The sequence below is a fragment of the Enterobacter sp. BIDMC 26 genome, from assembly GCF_000534435.1.
Taxonomy (GTDB): Bacteria; Pseudomonadota; Gammaproteobacteria; order Enterobacterales; family Enterobacteriaceae; genus Enterobacter; species Enterobacter ludwigii.
The window spans coordinates 1,324,613-1,345,077 of the sequence record NZ_KI973182.1; the positions used below are offsets into that span (position 1 = coordinate 1,324,613).

Annotated in this window: 27 protein-coding genes; 15 read left to right on the forward strand and 12 right to left on the reverse strand. The window is 55.4% G+C overall.

Going from position 1 to position 20,465, the window contains the following annotated elements:
- Window positions 1-45: 45 nt before the first annotated feature.
- Window positions 46-660: a TetR/AcrR family transcriptional regulator gene (locus L462_RS16995; RefSeq protein WP_014169944.1), complete on the reverse strand. Its 615-nt coding sequence runs from the start codon at window positions 658-660 to the stop codon at window positions 46-48.
- Window positions 661-933: 273 nt separating this feature from the next.
- Complete coding sequence (locus L462_RS16990) at window positions 934-1,752, reverse strand: SDR family NAD(P)-dependent oxidoreductase (protein ID WP_032678097.1); 819 nt, start codon at window positions 1,750-1,752, stop codon at window positions 934-936.
- A 96-nt stretch (window positions 1,753-1,848) separates the two neighbouring features.
- On the opposite strand from L462_RS16990, the gene L462_RS16985 reads away from it, so the two are divergent.
- The gene (locus L462_RS16985) at window positions 1,849-2,217 is read left to right on the forward strand and encodes a MerR family transcriptional regulator (protein WP_020884230.1); all 369 of its coding nucleotides are present in this window, start codon (window positions 1,849-1,851) and stop codon (window positions 2,215-2,217) included.
- Between the two features lie 36 nt (window positions 2,218-2,253).
- Here the strand turns inward: L462_RS16985 and L462_RS16980 are convergent, their stop codons facing one another.
- Window positions 2,254-3,189 (reverse strand): LysR family transcriptional regulator, encoded by a 936-nt coding sequence (locus L462_RS16980; RefSeq protein ID WP_032678098.1) that lies wholly within the window; start codon window positions 3,187-3,189, stop codon window positions 2,254-2,256.
- A 99-nt stretch (window positions 3,190-3,288) separates the two neighbouring features.
- On the opposite strand from L462_RS16980, the gene L462_RS16975 reads away from it, so the two are divergent.
- From L462_RS16975 to L462_RS16965, 3 genes are all read left to right on the forward strand, one after another.
- Window positions 3,289-4,401: an alkene reductase gene (locus tag L462_RS16975; RefSeq protein ID WP_032678099.1), complete on the forward strand. Its 1,113-nt coding sequence runs from the start codon at window positions 3,289-3,291 to the stop codon at window positions 4,399-4,401.
- On the forward strand, window positions 4,398-5,120 hold the full coding sequence (locus L462_RS16970; RefSeq protein WP_181006730.1) for an SDR family oxidoreductase: 723 nt from the start codon (window positions 4,398-4,400) through the stop codon (window positions 5,118-5,120). The genes L462_RS16975 and L462_RS16970 overlap by 4 nt, the downstream gene beginning before the upstream one ends.
- A gap of 73 nt (window positions 5,121-5,193) precedes the next feature.
- On the forward strand, window positions 5,194-5,733 hold the full coding sequence (locus tag L462_RS16965) for an ester cyclase (protein ID WP_032678101.1): 540 nt from the start codon (window positions 5,194-5,196) through the stop codon (window positions 5,731-5,733).
- 111 nt (window positions 5,734-5,844) lie between these two features.
- On the opposite strand, the gene L462_RS16960 is transcribed toward L462_RS16965, so the two are convergent.
- On the reverse strand, window positions 5,845-6,312 hold the full coding sequence (locus L462_RS16960; RefSeq protein WP_014169951.1) for a nuclear transport factor 2 family protein: 468 nt from the start codon (window positions 6,310-6,312) through the stop codon (window positions 5,845-5,847).
- A 103-nt stretch (window positions 6,313-6,415) separates the two neighbouring features.
- Between L462_RS16960 and L462_RS16955 the strand changes: the two genes are divergently transcribed.
- Window positions 6,416-7,000 carry a TetR/AcrR family transcriptional regulator gene (locus L462_RS16955; RefSeq protein ID WP_032678102.1) on the forward strand — a complete coding sequence of 195 codons (585 nt, stop codon included), beginning with the start codon at window positions 6,416-6,418 and terminating at the stop codon, window positions 6,998-7,000.
- 86 nt (window positions 7,001-7,086) lie between these two features.
- Here the strand turns inward: L462_RS16955 and L462_RS16950 are convergent, their stop codons facing one another.
- Together L462_RS16950 and L462_RS16945 are read right to left on the reverse strand one after the other, a co-directional pair.
- Window positions 7,087-7,857, reverse strand: coding sequence for a hypothetical protein (locus tag L462_RS16950; protein ID WP_014169953.1), 771 nt, complete (start codon window positions 7,855-7,857; stop codon window positions 7,087-7,089).
- Between the two features lies 1 nt (window position 7,858).
- Window positions 7,859-8,056, reverse strand: a complete 198-nt coding sequence (locus L462_RS16945) for a hypothetical protein (RefSeq protein WP_008502331.1) — start codon at window positions 8,054-8,056, stop codon at window positions 7,859-7,861.
- Between the two features lie 263 nt (window positions 8,057-8,319).
- Here L462_RS16945 and L462_RS16940 point away from each other — a divergent pair, with 263 nt between their 5' ends.
- From L462_RS16940 to L462_RS16905, 8 genes are read left to right on the forward strand one after another with little or no spacing between them, the layout of a single operon-like run.
- Window positions 8,320-8,754: a nuclear transport factor 2 family protein gene (locus L462_RS16940; RefSeq protein ID WP_014169955.1), complete on the forward strand. Its 435-nt coding sequence runs from the start codon at window positions 8,320-8,322 to the stop codon at window positions 8,752-8,754.
- A complete protein-coding gene (locus L462_RS16935; protein WP_032678103.1) occupies window positions 8,751-9,470 on the forward strand; it encodes an SDR family NAD(P)-dependent oxidoreductase in 720 nt (239 codons plus the stop codon). Before L462_RS16940 ends, L462_RS16935 begins: the two co-directional genes overlap by 4 nt.
- Complete coding sequence (locus L462_RS16930) at window positions 9,467-10,726, forward strand: NAD(P)/FAD-dependent oxidoreductase (protein WP_032678104.1); 1,260 nt, start codon at window positions 9,467-9,469, stop codon at window positions 10,724-10,726. The genes L462_RS16935 and L462_RS16930 overlap by 4 nt, the downstream gene beginning before the upstream one ends.
- Window position 10,727: 1 nt before the next feature.
- Entirely contained in the window at window positions 10,728-11,450 is a 723-nt protein-coding gene (locus L462_RS16925) for a DUF1365 domain-containing protein (protein ID WP_014169958.1), read from the forward strand.
- A complete protein-coding gene (locus tag L462_RS16920; protein ID WP_032678105.1) occupies window positions 11,447-12,667 on the forward strand; it encodes an SAM-dependent methyltransferase in 1,221 nt (406 codons plus the stop codon). The genes L462_RS16925 and L462_RS16920 overlap by 4 nt, the downstream gene beginning before the upstream one ends.
- A complete protein-coding gene (locus L462_RS16915; RefSeq protein ID WP_032678106.1) occupies window positions 12,664-13,149 on the forward strand; it encodes a DUF2878 domain-containing protein in 486 nt (161 codons plus the stop codon). Before L462_RS16920 ends, L462_RS16915 begins: the two co-directional genes overlap by 4 nt.
- Window positions 13,146-13,670, forward strand: coding sequence for a hypothetical protein (locus L462_RS16910; protein ID WP_032678107.1), 525 nt, complete (start codon window positions 13,146-13,148; stop codon window positions 13,668-13,670). Before L462_RS16915 ends, L462_RS16910 begins: the two co-directional genes overlap by 4 nt.
- Window positions 13,667-14,194 carry a DUF3833 domain-containing protein gene (locus L462_RS16905; RefSeq protein ID WP_032678108.1) on the forward strand — a complete coding sequence of 176 codons (528 nt, stop codon included), beginning with the start codon at window positions 13,667-13,669 and terminating at the stop codon, window positions 14,192-14,194. The genes L462_RS16910 and L462_RS16905 overlap by 4 nt, the downstream gene beginning before the upstream one ends.
- A 2-nt stretch (window positions 14,195-14,196) precedes the next feature.
- Here L462_RS16905 and L462_RS16900 read toward each other — a convergent pair whose 3' ends face one another.
- Both L462_RS16900 and L462_RS16895 read right to left on the reverse strand, forming a co-directional pair.
- Window positions 14,197-14,667, reverse strand: a complete 471-nt coding sequence (locus L462_RS16900; RefSeq protein ID WP_032678109.1) for a DMT family transporter — start codon at window positions 14,665-14,667, stop codon at window positions 14,197-14,199.
- 4 nt (window positions 14,668-14,671) lie between these two features.
- On the reverse strand, window positions 14,672-15,106 hold the full coding sequence (locus L462_RS16895; RefSeq protein ID WP_025204258.1) for a DMT family transporter: 435 nt from the start codon (window positions 15,104-15,106) through the stop codon (window positions 14,672-14,674).
- 99 nt (window positions 15,107-15,205) lie between these two features.
- On the opposite strand from L462_RS16895, the gene L462_RS16890 reads away from it, so the two are divergent.
- Window positions 15,206-16,138 (forward strand): LysR family transcriptional regulator, encoded by a 933-nt coding sequence (locus L462_RS16890; protein WP_014169965.1) that lies wholly within the window; start codon window positions 15,206-15,208, stop codon window positions 16,136-16,138.
- A 3-nt stretch (window positions 16,139-16,141) separates the two neighbouring features.
- Here L462_RS16890 and L462_RS16885 read toward each other — a convergent pair whose 3' ends face one another.
- Window positions 16,142-17,170 (reverse strand): methionine synthase, encoded by a 1,029-nt coding sequence (locus L462_RS16885; RefSeq protein WP_025204256.1) that lies wholly within the window; start codon window positions 17,168-17,170, stop codon window positions 16,142-16,144.
- Window positions 17,171-17,196: 26 nt separating this feature from the next.
- A complete protein-coding gene (locus L462_RS16880) occupies window positions 17,197-18,171 on the reverse strand; it encodes a DUF1852 domain-containing protein (protein ID WP_032678110.1) in 975 nt (324 codons plus the stop codon).
- A 171-nt stretch (window positions 18,172-18,342) separates the two neighbouring features.
- On the opposite strand from L462_RS16880, the gene L462_RS16875 reads away from it, so the two are divergent.
- Window positions 18,343-18,882 (forward strand): DUF2058 domain-containing protein, encoded by a 540-nt coding sequence (locus L462_RS16875; protein ID WP_032678111.1) that lies wholly within the window; start codon window positions 18,343-18,345, stop codon window positions 18,880-18,882.
- A 7-nt stretch (window positions 18,883-18,889) separates the two neighbouring features.
- On the opposite strand, the gene L462_RS16870 is transcribed toward L462_RS16875, so the two are convergent.
- Both L462_RS16870 and azoR read right to left on the reverse strand, forming a co-directional pair.
- Window positions 18,890-19,573: an RluA family pseudouridine synthase gene (locus L462_RS16870; protein ID WP_032678112.1), complete on the reverse strand. Its 684-nt coding sequence runs from the start codon at window positions 19,571-19,573 to the stop codon at window positions 18,890-18,892.
- A gap of 96 nt (window positions 19,574-19,669) precedes the next feature.
- Entirely contained in the window at window positions 19,670-20,275 is a 606-nt protein-coding gene (gene azoR, locus L462_RS16865; RefSeq protein ID WP_017693462.1) for an FMN-dependent NADH-azoreductase, read from the reverse strand.
- Window positions 20,276-20,465 lie beyond the last annotated feature (190 nt).

Sequence of the window (20,465 nt, forward strand, 5' to 3'; positions counted from 1 at the left end):
ATCCGCATTCTCATTCGAGTGACCAATAAAGTCAATGGTCACTAATCAGGGGGCCAGGCTTCGCAAAATCAGAGAGGAGAGGACAACCGCCGCGGTCGGGGCGGCTTCGAGGTTGTACTGCAGCTGAACAGGGTTAATGAAAGGGCACATCACCATATAGATCGCCAGTGTAGCTTCGTCCAGAGGGGTTTTTCTCTCGAACTCACCGGCTTTTCTGCCCTCGACAACAATGCTCTCAATCAGCTTCAGCAGACGTTCGGAATACCTTTCGGTTGAAGGCCACTTGTCCCGCGCGGCAACGGCGGCGATGTCGTAGAGTTTACGCTCATGGAAAAACAGTTCACTTCCCGCCTCGGTGAGCGCCCTGAACAGACGACGCAGCTTTTCGCTTGCGGATGGCGCATCAGCGATGGCTGCATTGACCGCCGCCATGATCATATCAAGACGGTTCGCGCAGATGACCTCGCCGATTGCCTGCTTGGAATCAAAAAACTTATAGATATAGGCTTTTGAAAAACCGATGGCTTTCGCAAGTTCGGCGACGGTGGTTTTTTCATAGCCGTAATGGCCGAAGTGCTCATACGCCGCTTCGACGATTTGCTCTCGGACCGTGTGATCGAGTGGACCACGTGTGGATGGGGTGTTCATGTCTTTAGTCATTATTTCAGCTTAGCGTGACAGGCTCCGATTGACAACGTGTGACCATTTGGTAATTGGGTCACATGGTTGAGTGGGCAGATGGCACATGCACAGTCGTCTGTGGAACCCGAGGGATAATACTCGTTAGCCCTGAGCCGTTAAGACTGCATCATCAACCAGGTCGGCTAAGTGTATCACTGTTTTTCGCGGGATATTGTCAGTCTTTGCGAGAGGTTGCGCGCGTTTCAGTGCAATTGCGCGGCACTGAAACGTCACGCTTTGACCTGAACGGGATTATGCGTCTGAGCGCGTCCCCTGACCGGCAGGCTTAGGTCGTAATACTTTTTCAGCAATGATCGCCAGACGTCGGCGGGTGACAAACCGGTGTAACTGGCCCAGCAGCCAGTTGCCGCAGCCGGGGATCAGCGTATTGCGTTGCGTATCCACGGCCCGTAACGCCAGCGCGACCACGTTCTGCGCTGGCATTCTTTTGCCCACTGACGCTTCCTCGGCGTTCACCACCTCAAAAAAGGCGGTATCCGTTGCGCCGGGGCAAAGCGCCAGCACGCGGATGCCGTGAGCGCGGTATTCTCCCCACAGCGCGTTCGAAAAGGAGAGTAAAAATGCCTTTGTTGCCCCATAAATTGCCATATACGGATCCGGTTGCATGGCAGCGGTTGAGGCCACATTAATCATCACGCCTGAACCTTTACGCAGCATGGCGGGCAGCAGGGCGTGCGCGAGTGCCACGGGGGCGACGCAGTTGACGTTGATCTCTTCAAGCTGGCGCGCCAGAGATAGCTTTTCAAATCGCCCGTAGGTGGCAAACCCCGCGCTATTAATCAAAATATCGGGATAAAGCCGTAACGCTTCCAGTCGTTCCACAATGTGGGTAATGGCCTCAGGCAGCGTTAAGTCCTGCACGATAACGGTGAGTGATACGCCGTGCGTTTTGTGTAGCTCAGCCGCAAGCGCCTGCAGCGTTGCCTCGGAGCGGGCAACCAGGATCAACCCCACGCCACGGGCCGCGAGCTGGCGGGCGAACTCCCGTCCTATGCCCGAGGATGCACCGGTAACCAGTGCTGTTTTTCCTGTATAATCAAAAGAATTCATAACATAAATCCCGTTTTCCCTGTCTGTGCGGCACAGGATAAACCGTGTACTCAGGTACACGGTCAAGCGTGATTTTTACAAAGTGAGAACGACGCGATGAGGATCGGCGAGCTGTGTGCCAGAACTGGGTTATCGAAAGAGACGGTGCGTTATTATGAAAGGGCGGGCTTGCTGGAAAAAATTCCGCAGCCAAACGGCAGTAATAACTACAAAGTCTACTCGGCTGTGGATTTACAACGGCTGAAGCTGATCGGGCATGCAAAAATGCTGGGGTTTACCCTGGCTGAAATCGCCGATGTTCTGGCGGTCTGGGTTGATGACCGCTTTACCGCGGAGGAAAAACAGGCCGCTTTGCGGCGCAAACTGGCGCAACTGGCGGAGAAAGAAGCGGCGCTGAATGAACTTCGGACCCGCTTGACCGATGCCCTTCATAAAGTCGGTCAGCCGTGTGTTGATGTATTTTAACCGGCCGACGGGGGCCGTTTAACGCAACCGGCGGCTTCACGACGTCATCAGCTCACCGCGTTCAGTCTTTTTAAGCCAGTCGATAAAAAACTGGCTAAATGCGGTGACCTGAAGCGGCTGGAGTTTCCGTTGCGGGTAGACAAACTGTAGCCCGACATCTTTGCGATCAAACCGGCTAAAGCCGGTGAAGCTCCCGGCAAGCAACACTTTCAGCCTTCCTTTCTCGACATCGTCCTTCACGTCCCACCACGATTTGCCCACAATGCCAGCCCCGTCGAGGGCCCACTGACGAAGCAGCGCCCCGTCATCACAGACCATGGCAGGCTCTACGCGAACGACGCGCTCTTTCCCCTCAACCTCAAACCGCCATTCATTCATCACCACCCCTTGCGATTCCAGCGCCAGACAGCGGTGGTCCGTCAGCGCGTCACAGGAGGCAGGGATACCCTGGTCGTTAAGATACGCTGCTGACGCGACCAGCACCCGGTGATTGGGACGGATATTTCTGACCACCAGGCTGCTGTCCGGCAGGTTGCCGAAGCGAATGCTCATATCCAGCCGGTTAGCGACCAGATCCTCTACGTGTTCTCTTAAGTAAATGAAAAATTTGATTTCCGGATGCAGGCGGGAAAATGCCATGACGGCGGGGCTGAGATACTGCCTGCCAAAGTCAGAGGGGGCGGAAAGACGAATGTTGCCGCTGAGCACGCCCTCTTTTTGTGCCAGTAACGACTCGGCATGATGCATCTCTTCCAGCACGCGCAGTGCTGCATGGTAAAACTCTTCGCCCGCCCGGGTGAGGGAGATAGCCCGCGTGGAACGGTGAAACAGGCGCGTCTGGTAGCGTTCTTCAATCGCCTTGAGGCGGGCGGTCATGGTGGCCGGGGAAAGTGACAGGCGGCGGCCAGCGGCGGAAAGCCCGCCAGCCTCGGCCACTTCAACCAGCAGCGCCATATCTTCGAGTTTACCCATTATTCATATTTACCGAAAAGTGCATCTGATTTTAGTGTAATTATCAAAATCAGATGCCGCCTGTAAAGTGATTTCATCGTAACCACAAGGGACGTCCAGATGAACCAGACCTCACTTTTTGAACGCTACAGGTTAGGGGAACTCAACCTGAAAAATCGCATCGTCATGGCACCAATGACCCGTGCCCGCGCTCTTCAGCCGGGAAATATTCCCTCGACGCTGATGGCTGAATATTACCGACAGCGGGCCAGCGCGGGCTTAATCATCACCGAAGCCACGCAGATTTCGCCTCAGGGCCAGGGCTATTCATGGACTCCGGGGATCCATACGCCAGAGCAGGTTGCGGGATGGCAACTCACTACCGGCGCGGTCCATCAGGCGGGAGGGGTGATTTTTTCCCAGCTCTGGCACGTGGGGCGGATGTCTCATGCCCGTTTTCACGAAGACGGACTGCCCGTCGCGCCCTCCGCGCTGGCACCCGATGCGAAAGTATGGGTGGTGAATGAACATGGCGAAGGTCAAATGGTTGACTGCCCGACGCCACGCGTGCTGTCGCGAAAAGAGATCGTGCGCGTCGTCGAACAGTACCGACAGGCGGCGCTCAATGCCGTTCAGGCCGGGTTTGATGGCGTGGAGGTGCACGGCGGAAACGGCTATCTGATTGATCAGTTCCTGAGATCCACGTCAAACATCCGCACGGATGAGTATGGCGGCAGTCTCGTGAACCGGATCCGCTTCGCGCAGGAGGTGCTCGATGCCATTGCGCAGGCCATTGGCGCTGAGCGTACCGGTATCCGGCTTTCGCCGTTTATTACACAGCGGGGAATGAACGATCCGCAGGTCATCGAAGCCATTCTCGCCCTCGCGGCCTGGTGCCAGCAACGAGGTATTGCGTTTATTCACCTGGCGGAAGCCGACTGGGATGATGCGCCACAGGTTCCGGAGAGTTTCCGCAAAAAACTGCGCGAAACATTCCGTGGCACCCTGATCGTGGCAGGAAATTATACTCCCGAAAAGGCGGAAAAAATCCTCGCAGCAGGGTATGCCGATTTGATTGCGTTTGGACGCCCGTTTATTGCCAATCCCGATTTACCACAGCGGCTGGCGCATCACTGGCCGCTGAATGACGTCAGCGATCCCGCCACGCTCTTTGGTGGTACAGCGGTGGGGTATACCGATTACCCTACTTACAACCTGTGTGAGGAAAAATGATGACCCGTAAAACGTTAATTATTGGCGGCGCGTCCGGTATTGGTTTTGCTGTAGCCCGTGCCCTGGCAGAGCGCGGTGACGCCATTATTCTCGCGGGACGCAATAAAGAGAAACTGAACGCTGCCCGCGCGCGGCTCAGTCCATCTCCCGCCTCTGTTGAGACCCTCGTCCTCGATATTAGCAATGAAGCAGAGGTGATCGCGTTAAGCGAAACGCTGGGTGAGGTCGACAATATTATTGTCACGGCCGGCTCTCAGGCACCGGGAGGGCCGCTTTCGACCCTCGACCCTGGCGCGGCGAAACTGGCTTTTGATACCAAATTTTGGGGCAGCATGCATGTCGCCAGGTATCTGAGCGGGAATATTTCGCCCCGCGGTACGCTGACGCTGACCAGCGGATTTGTTGCACGCCGCGTGGTAGCCGGTGCCATAGTCAAAACCACCATGAACGCCGCCATCGAGGCGGCAACAAAAGTGCTGGCAAAAGAACTTTCACCGCGTCGCGTAAACGTCATCAGCCCGGGTCTGACCGATACCGAAGCCCACGCCGGGATGGATGCGGCTGCGCGGGAAAAAATGCTGACTGTTGCAGCACAAACGTTGCCCGCTAAAGTGTGGGGACGAGCGGAAGACGTTGCTCAGGGCTATCTCTTTGCCATCGATAATGCCTTTGTTACGGGCTCGGTGATTGATATTGAGGGCGGGGCATTAATTAACTGACCCCGCGTTGATCCGAATTGATTCCGGCAGTGAACATGCTGGCGGAAAACGTAATCACAGGTTGTAAGCGTTTATGCAATATTCAACATATGCACGTCCAGCTGTGCTGGCGTTAATTCTGGCTGGCGTATCCGGCGTGGCTTATTCGGCCCAGAGCGACCGGGTGAAACCGAATCTTCTTATCGTGGATAACACGCTGTCGCAAACGCAATTAACGGCGAGCGAACATGCGGCCGTTACGTATGCCACGTTCTGGGATACCGGCAAAGAGTCTCTGGCGCGGGAAGCGCTGGCGGTTAATTTTGTGGATAAAACCCCACCGGAAGGCCGTAAACAGGGGCCAGAGGGCGCCATTATGGCCTCGAGGGCATTTCGCACCGCGGTGCCGGATTTACGCTGCGAGGTGGAACAAATGATCGTTACGGGTAATCGTGTCGTGTCCCATTTGCATTTCCACGGTCATTTCAGCGGGACATTCGGCAAAATAAAAGGGCAGGGTCAGAACGTTGATTTTATCGCGACGGATATCTATGAGATCGGCGACGGTAAAATAGTTTCCAACTGGCATATTGAAGATAACCTGACGCTGATGAAACAGTTGGGTGTGATTTAAATAATAGTCTGCCTCTTTTTCGTGGTGTAAAAGATAAGCCCGCCCGGGTAACCGCAAGGTTACCCGGAGCGTATAACCCCCCGTAATGGCGAAGCATGATCCTGACGAAACCTACAGCCCCAGGTCGCTCAGTGAAGGGTGGTCATCAGGACGTCTGCCCAGCGGCCAGTGAAACAGGCGCTCAGACGCTTTTATCGGCATATCGTTGATGCAGGCGAAGCGGCGCTTCATCAGACCATCCGGCTCGAATTCCCAGTTTTCATTACCGTAAGAGCGATACCAGTTGCCCGAATCATCATGCCATTCATAGGCATAGCGCACGGCGATACGGTTTTCCGTAAATGCCCACAGCTCTTTGATCAGACGATAATCCAGCTCTTTTTTCCATTTGCGCTCCAGGAATGCCTGTGCTTCCTGACGGTTAGTGGCAAACTCCGCGCGGTTTCGCCACTGGGTATCCAGCGAATAGGCAAGTGCGATTTTGGCCGGGTCGCGACTGTTCCAGCCATCTTCTGCCAGTCTGACTTTTTCGATGGCACTTTCACGCGTAAAAGGCGGTAAAGGGGGGCGTGTGTTCATTTCGGCTACCTCTGGTTGGCATTAGGTAGACAGGTCTGTCTACTGGTGTTAATCTAGGCCTGAAAAATAACGCTGTCAACCTGTCAATTGAGGCCGTCGATCTGTGAACAGAGTCAACTTGAATAACGATAAAACAATCAGTGTGAGGGAAAAAATCTTGCTTACCGCGCACGATCTGTTTTATTCCAGCGGATTTAAAGCAACGGGCGTGGATACCATTATCAAGCAGGCTAAAGTCACTAAAGTGACGTTTTATCGCCATTTTCCTGGGAAAATTTTACTGATTGTTGCCTATCTCCACTATCGACACGAAATATGGATTGACTGGTTTGAAAGCACGCTGCGTCGACATCTTGCTGCGGGTAAAACCCCGGCCAGTGCATTATCTGACACGCTGTATGAATGGTTTATTTCGCCGTTATTCCATGGGTGCGCCTTTATTAATGCCAGCGCAGAAGCAAAATCTGAAGAAAATGAAGGCGAAATAAAAGATATTTGCCGCAATCATAAAACCGAAACAAAGGCAAAAATAGCGTCCCTGACCGGCATAACCGATGAGAAAACCGTTAATGAAATCATGATGCTGATCGACGGCGCGATTATTCATGCGCAAATGGGGATCGCAGCGGATGAGGTCATAAGCTCATTGAAAAAGGGAGTAGAACGGCTGACAGAAAACGCCGCCTGACCCGGGGCACGATCGGCCGTCGACGAAATACGCTTAGCATGGAAGAGCTGGCGCTGAGCCTGGCAGTGAATGCCAGGCTCCTGCCTTTAGTCATCATCTTCTGCCCGTTCCGCCAGCGCCAGCGAGCTGGCACTGGCCGGGTCAAACAGGGAAATACTCTCAATCTGATTCAGCATGATCACCTTTCTGAAGTCCATCGCACTTCCGGGTTCTGAATCCAGAGTAATGTCGTGGCGGGCATACCATTTGCTGTAATTATTTTCGATGCAAATTCGCATTGTCTTTTCATCGCGATAGCCGCTTAGCATAGGGATCAGCACGATATTGGCGGTTTTTTCATACTCGAGCGTTGCGGTGTGGATCATGCCGACATAAATCCGTCTCGAGCGCAGCGTCACCTGCGCCAGCTCCCCTTGCTCCATACACTGATACAGCAGTTGTTCGATACCGCTCGACTGCGCGAGACGTTTGTAGAGCTTCTTCCTGCCTTCTCCGTCCAGCCTGGCGCTGCCTGCCCAGTTAGAACGATAAAGACAAAACAGGATGGCGAAGGCCAGCATGACGACAACCGGTGCCTGAATACCTAAAAAGCTCCAGTTCATAAAATCTATTTGCCAGTCGGCATAGGTTTGCGCCGTGAAGTGGAAGGTGTTGTCGGCGGCAGAAAGTGCATAGAGCAACAGCCAGAGCAGCCCCGTGGCGATCACCCCTTGCAGAACGAAGATACAGCCATACAGGGCAACGAGAAAATAGACATCCCAGCCGAAAGATCGCTTGATTTTAAAACGGGTCGACAGGTCACGGCTGGTGTACCAGTACCCACAGACCATCAGCACCATAAAGATAGCCGTTCCCATATCAGGCCCTCTTCAGCGCGTTAACATGACGCAGGAAATCCTGTCGCACCTCGTTGCTCTTGTAGTTTACCGAGGCGTTCCCGTCCTGGTCGATGATGATGCGATCGCCATCCTCCACGGCTTCGATAATTTCCTGCTGGCTCATCACCTGGAGCAATGATTCCGGACTGGAGAAAAGTGACAGAAAGAAACGTTTCATCGCGGGGTTTCCTCATCCTTATGATTAAAAAGGATAAGTCTGGAAGAAGAAGGGGAAATGCGCCTTAAGGTAAAACTGAAAAGCAAAACGGGAAACAGGTGTGTCAGAAAAGGTGCTGAAAAAAGTATCGACGAGCAAGGTATAACTATTTGAAAAACAATATAAATAAAAAATAGTTTTACACAAACTTGGACAAATAACGTTAATTGTGTAAGTTTTAATTATGCGATTACGCCACGTTGTTTACCGCCAGGATGTGACCCATGAGCACTTTGCCCTCTGTCGTGAGTCGGTTTGTTGAGTACTACACCGCACTGGATAGCCAGCCGCCCTCAGCGCTGGTCGGGCTTTATCATTCGGATGCCACGCTTATCGATCCGTTCGGCGAGCATGACGGGATTTTCGCGCTCCAGCGCTATTTCACCCATCTGCTTGCCAATGTTGAAAATTGCCGTTTTACCATTGATCCTCCGCTGTTCGGTGACCGCCGTTTCGTTGTCACGTGGATTATGCACTGGTCGCATCCGCGCATTGCCGGAGGCGAGCCGCTCGACCTGCCGGGATGTTCGGTGGTGGAGACCGAGCATGGGTTGATTACTCGCCAGCGTGACTATTACGACGCCGGAGAGATGATCTACGAACACCTTCCGCTCCTCGGTTGGGCAGTGCGCGGCGTGAAGCGGAGGGTGAACGCATGAGCACGGTTCTGATTACCGGAGCAAGTTCGGGCATCGGCGCCGGGCTGGCGAAATCCTTCGCTGCTGACGGCCACACGGTTATCGCCTGCGGGCGCGATCCGGCGCGTCTGGACGCCCTGCATCAGCACAGCCCCACTATCACGGTTCGCCTGTTCGATATGACAGACAGGGACGCCTGTCGCCAGGCGCTGACGGGCTGCTATGCCGACCTGGTTATTCTCTGCGCCGGTACCTGCGAATACCTTGAGCAGGGCGTGGTGGATGCCGCGCTGGTAGAGCGGGTGATGACCACCAATTTCCTCGGGCCGGTGAACTGTCTGGCCGCGTTACAGCCGCAGCTGGTTTCAGGCAACCGCGTGGTGCTGGTCAGCTCCATGGCGCACTGGCTGACGTTCCCGCGCGCAGAGGCTTACGGCGCGTCCAAAGCGGCGCTGAGCTGGTTTGCCGACAGTCTGCGGCTCGACTGGGAGCCGAAAGGGGTCGCCGTGACGGTGGTATTCCCTGGCTTCGTTGATACGCCGCTGACGCGAAAAAATGACTTTGCCATGCCGGGCAGGGTGAGCGTTGAGGAGGCCGTGCAGGCCATTCGGGCCGGGCTGGCAAAAGGGAAAATGCAAATTGCGTTTCCGGTGGGGTTTGGCCTTATCTTGCGGTTGCTCTCAGGGCTTCCCGCATTTCTTCAGCGCGCACTGCTGCGCAGGATGGTGCGTTCATGAAGATTGCCATTATCGGCAGCGGCATCGCCGGGTTGACCTGTGCCTGGCGTCTTGCCGGTCATCATGAGGTGACGCTGTTCGAAGCGGGGGCCACTCCCGGCGGGCATACCGCCACGGTTGACGTGCCGACGCCACAGGGCACTTTCGCCATCGATACCGGTTTTATCGTCTACAACGACCGTACCTACCCACGATTTATGGGCCTGCTGAGCGAGCTGGGTATCAGCGGGCAAAAGACGCAGATGAGCTTTTCGGTGCATAACCCGCAAACCGGGCTGGAGTACAACGGACACACCCTGACCTCGTTATTTGCCCAGCGTCGAAACCTGGTGAACCCGTCGTTCTGGCGGCTGCTCGGGGAGATTGTCCGCTTTAATCGCCTGGCGAAACAGGCACTGGAGAGCGAGCCAGACCCGCACGCGACGCTGCAGACGTTTCTGGACAGGTACCGCTTTACGCCGTTTTTCGCACGTCACTACATTCTGCCGATGGGGGCGGCCATCTGGTCATCGTCGTTGCAGGAGATGAAACGTTTTCCGTTGCCGCTCTTTTTGCGTTTCTTTGACAATCACGGCCTGCTGGATGTGACGCATCGTCCGCAGTGGTACGTCGTGCCCGGAGGTTCGCGGGAATACATCCGCGCCATGCTGGATAAACTCGGTGACCGCCTGACGCTGCACCTCAACGCCCCGGTGCAGCGGGTGATTCGTCAGCAGAATGGGGTAACGATCCAGCTCGACAACGCGAGCCACAGCGTTGATCAGGTGATTTTTGCCTGTCACTCCGGGCAGGCGCTGGCGATGCTTGACGCGCCGAGCGCGGCTGAGCAGGACGTGCTGGGCGATATCGGCTGGCAGCGTAATGAGGTGGTGCTTCACAGCGATCCGCGCTGGCTACCGGTACGTCAGCGTGCCTGGGCGAGCTGGAACTACCGTCTGAGCCAGCAGGATCAGGCCAGCGCCTGCGTCACCTACAACATGAATATTTTGCAGGGGTTGCCTGCGGGTAGCCCGCTGTTCTGCGTCACCCTTAATCCGGACATCCCCGTGGATGAACGCTTTGTTATGAAACGCTTTGTCTATGAACACCCGCTGTTTAACCCCAAAAGCTGGCGTGCACAGGCGCGTCGCGGTGAGATTAACGGCCACCAGCGTAGCTGGTTCTGCGGCGCTTACTGGTACAACGGCTTTCATGAAGATGGCGTGCGCAGTGCGCTGGACGTGGTGAATGCGATAGCCGCCGGGGAGGGGAACTGAAATGAACAGCTGCCTCTATCACGGTGTATTACGCCATCGTCGCTTCCGGCCGAAAGCGCACCAGTTCCGCTACAGCGTCTTTATGGCCTGGCTCGATCTCGATGAGCTGGAGACGTTGCCCGCGGTCGGGGTACGTCGCAATCGCGTTGCCGCCGCCTCGTTCCATGATGCAGATTATCCGCTGGGCACGCCGCTTAAAGAGAATGTCCTCACCAGGCTTGAAAGCCTGACCGGAGAACGGCCGCAGGGGCGGGTTATGCTCCTGACGCAGCTGCGCTACTTCGGATTCCATTTTAATCCGGTCAACTTTTACTACTGCTATGACCGGGCGGAGACGCTGCGCTGGGTGCTGGCGGAAGTTCGCAATACCCCGTGGAATGAGCGTCATTACTACGCGGTGAATGGGCAGGATGCGCGTCCCACAGAAAAAGCGTTTCATGTTTCCCCTTTTAACCCGATGGACATGGTTTACCACTGGCGCTTTAACCCGCCTGACGACTCGTTGCATATGCACATTGAAAACCATCAGGAAGCGAAGGTGTTTGACGCCACGCTGGCGCTACGCCGGGAGCCGCTTACCCGGGCGGCACTGCGGTCGCTGCTGCTGCGCATTCCACTGATGACCCTCAAAACCGTTTTCGCTATTTACTGGCAGGCGCTGCGGCTGTGGCTCAAGCGCGTGCCGCTGTATAACCATCCCGTCAGCAGGAGTGAACGCTCATGACCGATCCCGTCTTTGCGCTTGAACCCGATATCCCGCGCAACGTCCGCATCGCGCGCTGGCTGCTGTTTCGTCTCTTAAGCGGTATCCGCGGCGGTTCGCTGACCCTGCGTGAGGGTGCGCAGACGTTCCATTTCGGCGAGACATCCGCAGCGCTGCATGCTGACGTTCAGATCCTGAGCCCGGGCGTGTACTGGCGTGTCTTAACGGGGGGCAGCCTTGCCGCCGCTGAGGCCTGGATGGATGGCGAATGGGAAACCACACAGCTCACGCCATTGCTTGAGATCCTGGCGCTTAACGGGCCGGTGCTTGGCCGGCTGGAAAAGGGATTTCGCCTGTTCAGCAGGCCGCTTGAACGGCTTCGCCACTGGACGCGGCGAAACTCACGCGCCCAGGCCCGCGAAAATATTGCCGCGCATTACGATCTGGGTAACACCTTCTATGCCCATTTTCTGGACAACGAGTTGCTTTACTCCAGTGCGCTGTTCACCGCAGATGAGCAGGATCTCACGGCGGCTCAACAGGCCAAAATGGCTCGCCTGTGCGATCAGCTGGCGCTGAACGCCAATGATCACCTGCTGGAAATTGGCACCGGCTGGGGTGCGATGGCGGAATATGCCGCCCGTCATTATGGCTGTCGGGTGACCACCACGACGCTGTCGCAGGAGCAGTATCTCTGGGCGAAAGAACGGATTGTCCGCGCCGGGTTGCAGGATCGCGTTGAGGTACTGCTGTGCGATTACCGCGACCTCACCGGAGAGTACGACAAGCTGGTCTCGATAGAGATGATTGAGGCCGTGGGGCAGCGCTATCTGCCAACCTTCTTCCGCACCTGTCAGGCCAGGCTGCGACCGGGAGGTCGTATGGCAATACAGGCCATCACCATTCAGGACCAGCGCTATCGCGACTACAGCAAAAGCGTCGACTTTATCCAGCGCTACATTTTTCCCGGCGGTTTTTTACCAAGCATCACCGCCATGAATGAGCTTATGACGCGCCACACCGATTTCGTGATGCGCAATCTCTTTGATATGGGGCCCGACTATGCCCGCACGCTGGCTCTCTGGCGCCAGCGCTTCGTGCATGCATGGCAGGAGATTGAAAAGCTTGGGTTCGATGAGCGGTTTCGTCGGATGTGGCTGTACTACCTCGGCTACTGCGAAGCCGGGTTTAACGCCCGCACCATCAGCGTGGTGCAGCTGACCGCCGAGCGCGTATGAAACATTATTTGCAGGTCTTTCTGCTGGCTATCGCGTTCGATTTTTACTGGGCGCTGGTGGTGCTCTTTCGCGAGCAGGGCCTGATTATCTGGATCGTGCTGGCGGTCGTGGCCTGCCTGCTGTTGCCGTCCGCGTACCGACTTTACGCCATTGCGCTGGCCGCGGCAGGGAGCCTGCTGGATGCGCTCTGGGCGTTGACGGGCCTGATTGCATTTACGGGTGAGTCACTGCTGCCGCTGTGGATGGTGGCACTGTGGCTGATGTTCGCCACCGTCTGGACTCAGCTGACGCGCACAACAACATTACCCGGCTGGCTGCTGACCCTGCTGGCAACCGTGGGCGGGCCTGTCGCCTATCTGATTGGCGAACGGCTTGGCGCCATTACTTTTCTGGAGCCGACCTTTATTGTCATCAGCTGGATGGCACCGGGCTGGCTGGTATTGATGCTGTTTTTCCATCTGCTGGTGGGGAGACAAAAATGAGAGCTGCGGCACTGCTTCTCTTACTGATAATCCTGTCCCCCGTGGCTCAGGCTGCCGACTGGCTGACCTGGCGCAAGGTCGGTGACGCCACGCTGACCTGGGGGCCGTTCACCGTCTATACCTCACAGCTTCGCACGCCGGAGGGGCGTTACAGCGGGGAGAACGGGGATCGGGCGCTGATCATCACTTACGCGCGTGAAATCGACCGTGACGACCTGGTTGAGGCAACGCGCGATCAGTGGCAGGCACAGGGGATCCTCGAGCAGGAACCCCAAAGCGAAGCCTGGCTGCGTATGCTCCAGTCGCTCTGGCCCGATGTTGGGCCGGGCAGCCAGCTGGCGTTTGTGGTCACCGACAGGCAGGGGCAGTTCTGGTACCGCGCTTCGGCGGCGCAGAAAGACTTTATTCCACTGGGACCACGTCAGTCCGCCGCGTTCAGCACGCGCTTTCTGGCAATCTGGCTCAGTCCCCGCACGCAATATCCCGCGCTGCGTCAGCAGCTGACAGGAGGGCAACAATGAAACGTATTCTGGTCATCGCGCTGGCGGTAACGATGCTGCTGGCCGGCTGCAGTACAGAGGTGACGGAATACCGTCAGCAGCAGCCGAAGCTGGATATCTTCCACTATTTTCAGGGGAAAACCGAAGCGTGGGGCATGGTGCAGGATCGCAGCGGTAAACAGTTGCGCCGGTTTCACGTTGAGATTGCCGGGGACGTTATCGGCGATACGCTGACGCTCAATGAACATTTCGTCTATGACGACGGCGAAAAGCAGCAGCGGGTATGGCATATCCGACGGATGGGGGGCGATCGCTACGAAGGCACGGCAGGGGATATCGAAGGGGTGGCCACCGGGCAGGCGGCGGGAAACGCCTTCAACTGGCATTACAGCATGCAGGTGAAAGCCAATGGCAGCACCTGGCTGCTGCACTTTGACGACTGGATGTACCTGCAGGATGAAACCCATCTGTTCAATAAAACAGAGCTGAAGAAACTGGGCGTCACCGTCGCCACGGTGACGCTGTTCTTTACCCGCAAGGCGTGACGTTACTCGCGCCCGGGCGCCGGTTCGGCGGGGGTTTTGCTGCTGAGGTAGATGAAGATCAGCGCAATGGCCAGGCAGACGATGGCCCCGAGACGGCTCAGCGAAAACGGAATGACGGCGTTACCCAGCCAGCCAAAGCTGTCAATCAACATGCTCATGGTGAGCTGGCCGAAGATCACCGCGACCGTGGCAACGGCGGTACCGATACGTTGTACCGCCAGTACCATTATCACAATGTAGGGCACGCCGAACAGGGCACCGAGCAACTGCCATTTGGGCACGTCCATCAGGGTAACGGCCTGTTTGGGTTCAAAGAAGAAGATCAGCAGGGCGGTGACCAGCGCACCAACGGAAAACGTCAGAAACGCGCTTTTAAAGACGCCCACGCTGCTTCCCAGCTGTCCGTTGATGGCGGCCTGGATGCTCAGCGTCGCACCGCCACACACTGCCAACATAATCATAATCAGTGTCATTTTGTTACCCCTGTGCAACCAGAACCAGCGCGGCAATGATGAAAAGCAGCGCGATGATGCGTTTACCGTTAATCTTTCTGGGCGTGGTGCCCAGCAACCCATAGTGGTCAATGATAAGACTCTTAAAGACCTGACCTGCCAGAATGCCAATCATCGTCAGGGCAATGCCGATGGCCGGCGTGGCGAGGGTCAAAATGACGACGTAAACGGGCCCGAGTACGCCACCGAGCAGTTGCCATGCGGGCTGTGCGAAAAACGACGGACTGTTACGCGGGCTGAAAAACAGCATCAGCAGAAACGTCAGCGCGGCACCTGTACCGAAAATACTGAACGTGGCCCATAAATCGCCGACTTCCCCACCCAGTGGCCCCAGCAAGCCAGCCTCTACGGAGAGGCCCATGCCGCCGAGAATAACCAGTAAAATTAACATCCATTGCATATTCATTATCTCTACGTTCTGAAGGCGAAACAGACTAGCCCTGAACATCGATGAGAAAAATGCCATAATGCAGGAAACACCTTTGCAGGAAATGCACTAATGGTTGATGCCGGAAATATGAATATCCGCTCGCTGCGGGTTTTTATTGCGGTTTACGAAGCGCAAAACTTTTCTGTGGTCGCCCGGCGGGAGGGGATGTCTGCCTCGCAGGTTTCACGCGTTATCCATCAGCTTGAGGACGCGCTCGGCCAGCAACTTTTCTATCGTAATACCCGGGCGGTGATCCCAACGGAAAGCGGCCACCTTTTTATCCGCTACGCCAGAGCGATGGTGGAAAGCCTGGAGGAGGCGCGTCGTGAGCTGGATGAGCGTTCGACGGAGCCTTCCGGCACGCTGCGCATAAATGGCCCGGTGTACTTTGGGCAGCGACACGTTGCCCCTGGTCTGCCTGCACTGGCGGCGCGGTATCCCCGGCTGAATATAGAGCTGACGCTGACCGATGACTTTATCGACCCGCACAAAGATGCCGCCGACGTTATCTTTCGCATCGGCATGCTGACGGATTCAACCTTTCACGCGCGGGTTTTTGGCCAGCAGCGTTACCATCTGGCCGCGTCGCCGGACTATTTGCGAAAACACGGTGTGCCAGACGGGCCGGATGACCTCAGTCGTCACCGGTGCCTGGTCTACCGCGGGTCGTCAGGTCCCAATCGCTGGCTGGTGCGAGGTCAGGGGGAAGCCTGGGTGCATTACCCCGTGGTGCCGCTGATGACCTCCAATAATGCGGAGTCGCTGCTCATTGCCGCGCTGGGCGGGATGGGGATCGTGCTGTTTCCGGACTGGCTGATTGGCGACAGACTGCAGAAGGGGGAACTGGTCGCACTCCTCGCGGAACGGGAGTGCGCTATAAACACCGAGCCGCTGAACATTGCGGCGATCTATCCTCACGCCCGTCACCCGCCCCTGAACGTCAGGGCGGTGATTGATCATTACGTGGCGCTTTTCGGCACCCCGCCTTACTGGCAGACGTAGCGATTACGCGCCGAGTTCTTTACGGATAATGTCGGCGCCGGCGCTCAGGGCGTTGAGCTTTCCGTTGGCAACCTGACGTGAGAGCGGGGCCATCCCGCAGTTTGTTGATGGCCACAGCTTGTCGGCATCGACAAACTGCAGCGCTTTACGCAGCGTATCGGCCACTTCCTCTGGCGTCTCAATGGTATTGGTCGCCACGTCAATGGCACCCACCATCACCTTTTTGCCGCGGATCAGTTCCAGCAGGTCCATCGGTACGCGGGAGTTGTGGCACTCCAGAGAGATGATGTCGATATTGGACGTCTGCAGTTTAGGGAAGGCTTCTTCATACTGCCGCCATTCTGAACCGAGCGTTTTTTTCCAGTCAGTATTGGCTTTGATGCCATACCCGTAGCAGATATGGACCGCGGTCTGGCAGCGCAAACCTTCGATGGCACGTTCCAGCGCGGCAATACCCCAGTCGTTCACCTCATCAAAAAACACGTTAAAGGCCGGTTCATCAAACTGGATGATATCAACGCCCGCCGCTTCTAACTCTCTCGCTTCCTGGTTGAGAATTTTGGCAAATTCCCAGGCCAGCTTTTCACGGCTTTTATAGTGAGCGTCATAGAGGGTGTCGATCATGGTCATCGGGCCGGGCAGAGCCCACTTGATCGGTTTATCCGTGAGCTGGCGTAAATACTTTGCATCATCAACGAACACCGGTTTTTGACGCGCGACGGCATCCACCACGGTCGGCACGCTTGCGTCATAGCGGTTACGAATTCGCACGGTCTGGCGGTTCTCAAAATCAACGCCGCTGAGGTGTTCAATAAAGGTGGTGACGAAGTGCTGACGAGTCTGTTCCCCGTCGCTGACAATATCAATGCCCGCACGGATCTGCTCATCCAGAGATAAACGCAGCGCATCCTGTTTACCGGCAAGTAATTCCTGATCCTGCAATTTCCATGGGGACCAGAGCGTTTCGGGTTGCGCAAGCCAGGTTGGCTTAGGCAAACTGCCAGCCGTTGAAGTCGGGAGCAATGTTTTCATAGTAGAAGACCTTTATTATCGATTAATTAAAGCGTGTTGTGACCTGACCACTGCTCAAGAAGAGGTTTATAGGGCTTGATGAAATACGCTTCCGTAAATTTGCCCTGTTCAATTGCCAGCCGACTGCGTTCTTCGCGGTCATAAACAATTTTTGTTAATGAATGATCCTCATGATTCAGATCGGGCTGGTAGCATTCTCCGGCGGTTGAGTTCGCATTGTAAATTTCAGGACGATAAATTTTCTGGAAAGTCTCCATGGTGCTGATGGTGCTAATCAACTCCAGGTTGGTGTAATCCCGTAATAAATCGCCGGTGAAATAAAACGCAAACGGCGCTGCGCTATTCTCAGGCATAAAGTAACGAACCTGCAGACCCATTTTCCCGAAGTACTGCTCGGTTAAGGATGTACCGTCCGGACGATACTCGATGCCCAGCACCGGGTGCTGGTTGCCCGTGCGGCGGTAGGTGTCTTTGCTGGAGACGCTCAGGCAGATCACCGGTGCCTTTTTGAAGTTCTCTTTGTATTCAGGTGAGTTAACGAAATGCCGGAAAATAGTGCCGTGCAGCTCACCAAAATTATCCGGGAGCGCGAAGCGGGACTGATTTTTATTGTGCTCCGGCAGCAAGACGCTGAAATCATAATCGCGGACATAGGACGAGAAATTATTTCCAACGATACCGTCGATGCGCTCATGGGTCTTTTTATCAACGATCGTTGTCTGCAATATTTCGATAGCCGGGAAGGGCTTCTCAGCGCCGATATGCAAATCCACAGAAATAATGTCCAGTTCGAGCGCATAGCGATCGGCTTTTGGGTTGTCCCAGCGCGCTAACGCGTTAAAACGGTTATTCATCATCACCAGCGTATTACGCAGGTTTTGCTGGCGTTTTTCGCCACGGGCCAGGTTGGCGAAGTTGGTGGTGGTACGCGTATTTTCTGAAGGGTTATAATTTTCATCAAAGCAACTACGCTTAAGGCTAAATGTAAAAGCATTACTCATCGTCGTTATACATCCTAAGTTCTTGTTGCTAAGAAGTTACCAATGCATAATTTATGCCTGAGCCCGTGACGGAGGGGAAGTGACTTAATTTCACTGCAACATGAGCTATCTTCATGAACAGCGCCTTTCCAGGTATAATCCCCAAAATTTCAACACGGTTTAGAAACGATCATGACAAAACTCACCCTACAAGAGCAGATGCTGAAAGCAGGCTTAGTCAGCAGCAAGAAGATGGCTAAAGTTCAGCGCACGGCCAAGAAATCGCGCGTTCAGGCCCGTGAAGCAAGGGAAGCAGTAGAAGAGAATAAAAAAGCGCAGCTCGAGCGTGACAAGCAGCTGAGCGAGCAACAGAAGCAAGCGACGCTGGCGAAAGAGTTTAAAGCGCAGGTCAAGCAGCTGATCGAAATGAACCGCATCACCGTGACCAGAGGCACCATCGACTTTAACTTTACCGACGGCAATCTCATCAAAAAAATCGAGGTCGACAAGCAGACGCAGGCCCAGCTGATCAATGGCCGCCTGGCGATTGCGCGTCTGGTGATTAATGCCAATGGCGACTGCGACTATGCGATTATCCCGGCAGTGGTGGCCGATAAAATCGCCCAGCGCGATGCCGAGAGTATCGTGTTAAACAGCGCCCTGAGTCAGGAAGAGCAGGATGAAGACGATCCGTACGCAGATTTCAAAATTCCTGACGATTTGATGTGGTAAGCAGCGCTTAAAACGGTGCGGCGTGACGGGCGTTAATTGCCTCTGCGCTCACCGGATGCACAAAATCCAGCTCGCTGGCGTGCAGCATCAGCCGTGGTATCTGTTCGGTGCCCGGCAGTGCAAGACCACCATACAGATCGCAGCCTAAAATAGGGTAGCCCAACTGCTGGCAGTGAATACGCAGCTGGTGGGTTCGCCCGGTCTCCGGGGTCAGTCTGACCCGCGTTAACGGCAGTGCCGCATCATAAAACCGGTCCATCACCTGATAGCGTGAGCGTGCGGGCTTGCCGGTAATCGCACAAATCGACATCAGCGGGAACAGCGCCGGATCTTTAGCAATCGGGGCATCAATCACGCCCTCGTCGTGTTCCACATGCCCGCAAAGCAGGGCGCTGTATACCTTTCGCACGGCGCGCTGGCTAAACTGGTGACAGAGGGCGGCGTTAATCGCTTTATTGCGCGCAATCACCATCAGCCCGGATGTACCGAAATCCAGACGATGCACCAGCGTGCAGCCGGGAAACGTCTGTACCAGTCGATAATGCACGGAATCGCGGTTTTGCGGATTTTTGCCTGAAAGGCTGAGCAGACCGGAAGGCTTATTAATCAGGACCAGATGTTCGTCCTGCCAGAGGATCTCGATCTCGTCGTGACACGGTGGGGCAATAAAAGAATCTATAATCGCAGACATCAGACGGCCCGACAGAAGAGTGGGTGCGGATGATAGCGAATTTTTAGCGGCGGGGACAGAAAGAAACCCTCCCACCAGGCGGTGAGAGGGGGATGATTAAGCGGCTACGAGGCTGTCGATAGCGGCTTTCGCGTCGGTCTGCGCTTTGGTCGCAACTTCCGGGCCGTAGGCAATACCTTCAGCAAACACGAAATTCACGTCGGTGATACCGATGAAGCCCAGGAACAGAGTCAGGTACGGTGCAACCAGGTCAGTTGGGGTGTCTTTGTGAATACCACCACGGCTGGTCAGTACAATCGCACGCTTACCTTTCACCAGACCTTCAGGACCGTTTTCAGTGTAACGGAAGGTTACGCCGGCACGGGCAACCAGGTCGAAGTAGTTCTTCAGCTGAGTAGGGATGTTGAAGTTGTACATTGGCGCGTTGATCACGATAACGTCGTGCGCCTGCAGTTCAGCAATCAGCTCGTCAGAGAGGGCCAGGGCTTCCTGCTGACGTGGCGTCAGGGGAGCGTCGCTTGGACGCAGCGCGCCAACCAGTTCGCCATCCAGCACAGGAATCGGGTTTGCAGCCAGGTCACGCACGGTGATTTCATCAGCAGAATGCTGTTCACGCCACTGTTCAACGAAGTAGTCAGAGAGCTGACCAGACTGTGAGTACCCTGCCAGAATACTGGATTTCAATACTAATACTTTGCTCATGGGTGATTCCTGTTTTTGCATTTGATTGAAGGGGGTTGCCCCGTTGCTTGTTGACACTCTATTCACAATCCTGTCGCAGGGATAGCGCAATATATCGAAGTCTATGTTCGAATTTTTTGAATAAGGCACTCAAAGCGCCAATGTGATACTCTATAGCAATCATTAAAAAGAGATTTTACCCGGCAGTGCA

Coding starts and splice junctions, on each gene's coding strand:
- L462_RS16940 (WP_014169955.1), top strand. CDS start 8,320: ATGAGCACTTTGCCCTCTGTCGTGAGTCGGTTTGTTGAGTACTACACC.
- L462_RS16895 (WP_025204258.1), bottom strand. CDS start 15,106: ATGCAATGGATGTTAATTTTACTGGTTATTCTCGGCGGCATGGGCCTC.
- L462_RS16915 (WP_032678106.1), top strand. CDS start 12,664: ATGAAACATTATTTGCAGGTCTTTCTGCTGGCTATCGCGTTCGATTTT.
- L462_RS16965 (WP_032678101.1), top strand. CDS start 5,194: ATGCAATATTCAACATATGCACGTCCAGCTGTGCTGGCGTTAATTCTG.
- L462_RS16945 (WP_008502331.1), bottom strand. CDS start 8,056: ATGAAACGTTTCTTTCTGTCACTTTTCTCCAGTCCGGAATCATTGCTC.
- L462_RS16960 (WP_014169951.1), bottom strand. CDS start 6,312: ATGAACACACGCCCCCCTTTACCGCCTTTTACGCGTGAAAGTGCCATC.
- L462_RS16900 (WP_032678109.1), bottom strand. CDS start 14,667: ATGACACTGATTATGATTATGTTGGCAGTGTGTGGCGGTGCGACGCTG.
- L462_RS16890 (WP_014169965.1), top strand. CDS start 15,206: ATGGTTGATGCCGGAAATATGAATATCCGCTCGCTGCGGGTTTTTATT.
- L462_RS16950 (WP_014169953.1), bottom strand. CDS start 7,857: ATGGGAACGGCTATCTTTATGGTGCTGATGGTCTGTGGGTACTGGTAC.
- L462_RS16970 (WP_181006730.1), top strand. CDS start 4,398: ATGATGACCCGTAAAACGTTAATTATTGGCGGCGCGTCCGGTATTGGT.
- L462_RS16990 (WP_032678097.1), bottom strand. CDS start 1,752: ATGAATTCTTTTGATTATACAGGAAAAACAGCACTGGTTACCGGTGCA.
- L462_RS16995 (WP_014169944.1), bottom strand. CDS start 660: ATGACTAAAGACATGAACACCCCATCCACACGTGGTCCACTCGATCAC.
- L462_RS16935 (WP_032678103.1), top strand. CDS start 8,751: ATGAGCACGGTTCTGATTACCGGAGCAAGTTCGGGCATCGGCGCCGGG.
- L462_RS16910 (WP_032678107.1), top strand. CDS start 13,146: ATGAGAGCTGCGGCACTGCTTCTCTTACTGATAATCCTGTCCCCCGTG.
- L462_RS16905 (WP_032678108.1), top strand. CDS start 13,667: ATGAAACGTATTCTGGTCATCGCGCTGGCGGTAACGATGCTGCTGGCC.
- L462_RS16880 (WP_032678110.1), bottom strand. CDS start 18,171: ATGAGTAATGCTTTTACATTTAGCCTTAAGCGTAGTTGCTTTGATGAA.
- azoR (WP_017693462.1), bottom strand. CDS start 20,275: ATGAGCAAAGTATTAGTATTGAAATCCAGTATTCTGGCAGGGTACTCA.
- L462_RS16920 (WP_032678105.1), top strand. CDS start 11,447: ATGACCGATCCCGTCTTTGCGCTTGAACCCGATATCCCGCGCAACGTC.
- L462_RS16875 (WP_032678111.1), top strand. CDS start 18,343: ATGACAAAACTCACCCTACAAGAGCAGATGCTGAAAGCAGGCTTAGTC.
- L462_RS16870 (WP_032678112.1), bottom strand. CDS start 19,573: ATGTCTGCGATTATAGATTCTTTTATTGCCCCACCGTGTCACGACGAG.
- L462_RS16985 (WP_020884230.1), top strand. CDS start 1,849: ATGAGGATCGGCGAGCTGTGTGCCAGAACTGGGTTATCGAAAGAGACG.
- L462_RS16885 (WP_025204256.1), bottom strand. CDS start 17,170: ATGAAAACATTGCTCCCGACTTCAACGGCTGGCAGTTTGCCTAAGCCA.
- L462_RS16930 (WP_032678104.1), top strand. CDS start 9,467: ATGAAGATTGCCATTATCGGCAGCGGCATCGCCGGGTTGACCTGTGCC.
- L462_RS16975 (WP_032678099.1), top strand. CDS start 3,289: ATGAACCAGACCTCACTTTTTGAACGCTACAGGTTAGGGGAACTCAAC.
- L462_RS16980 (WP_032678098.1), bottom strand. CDS start 3,189: ATGGGTAAACTCGAAGATATGGCGCTGCTGGTTGAAGTGGCCGAGGCT.
- L462_RS16925 (WP_014169958.1), top strand. CDS start 10,728: ATGAACAGCTGCCTCTATCACGGTGTATTACGCCATCGTCGCTTCCGG.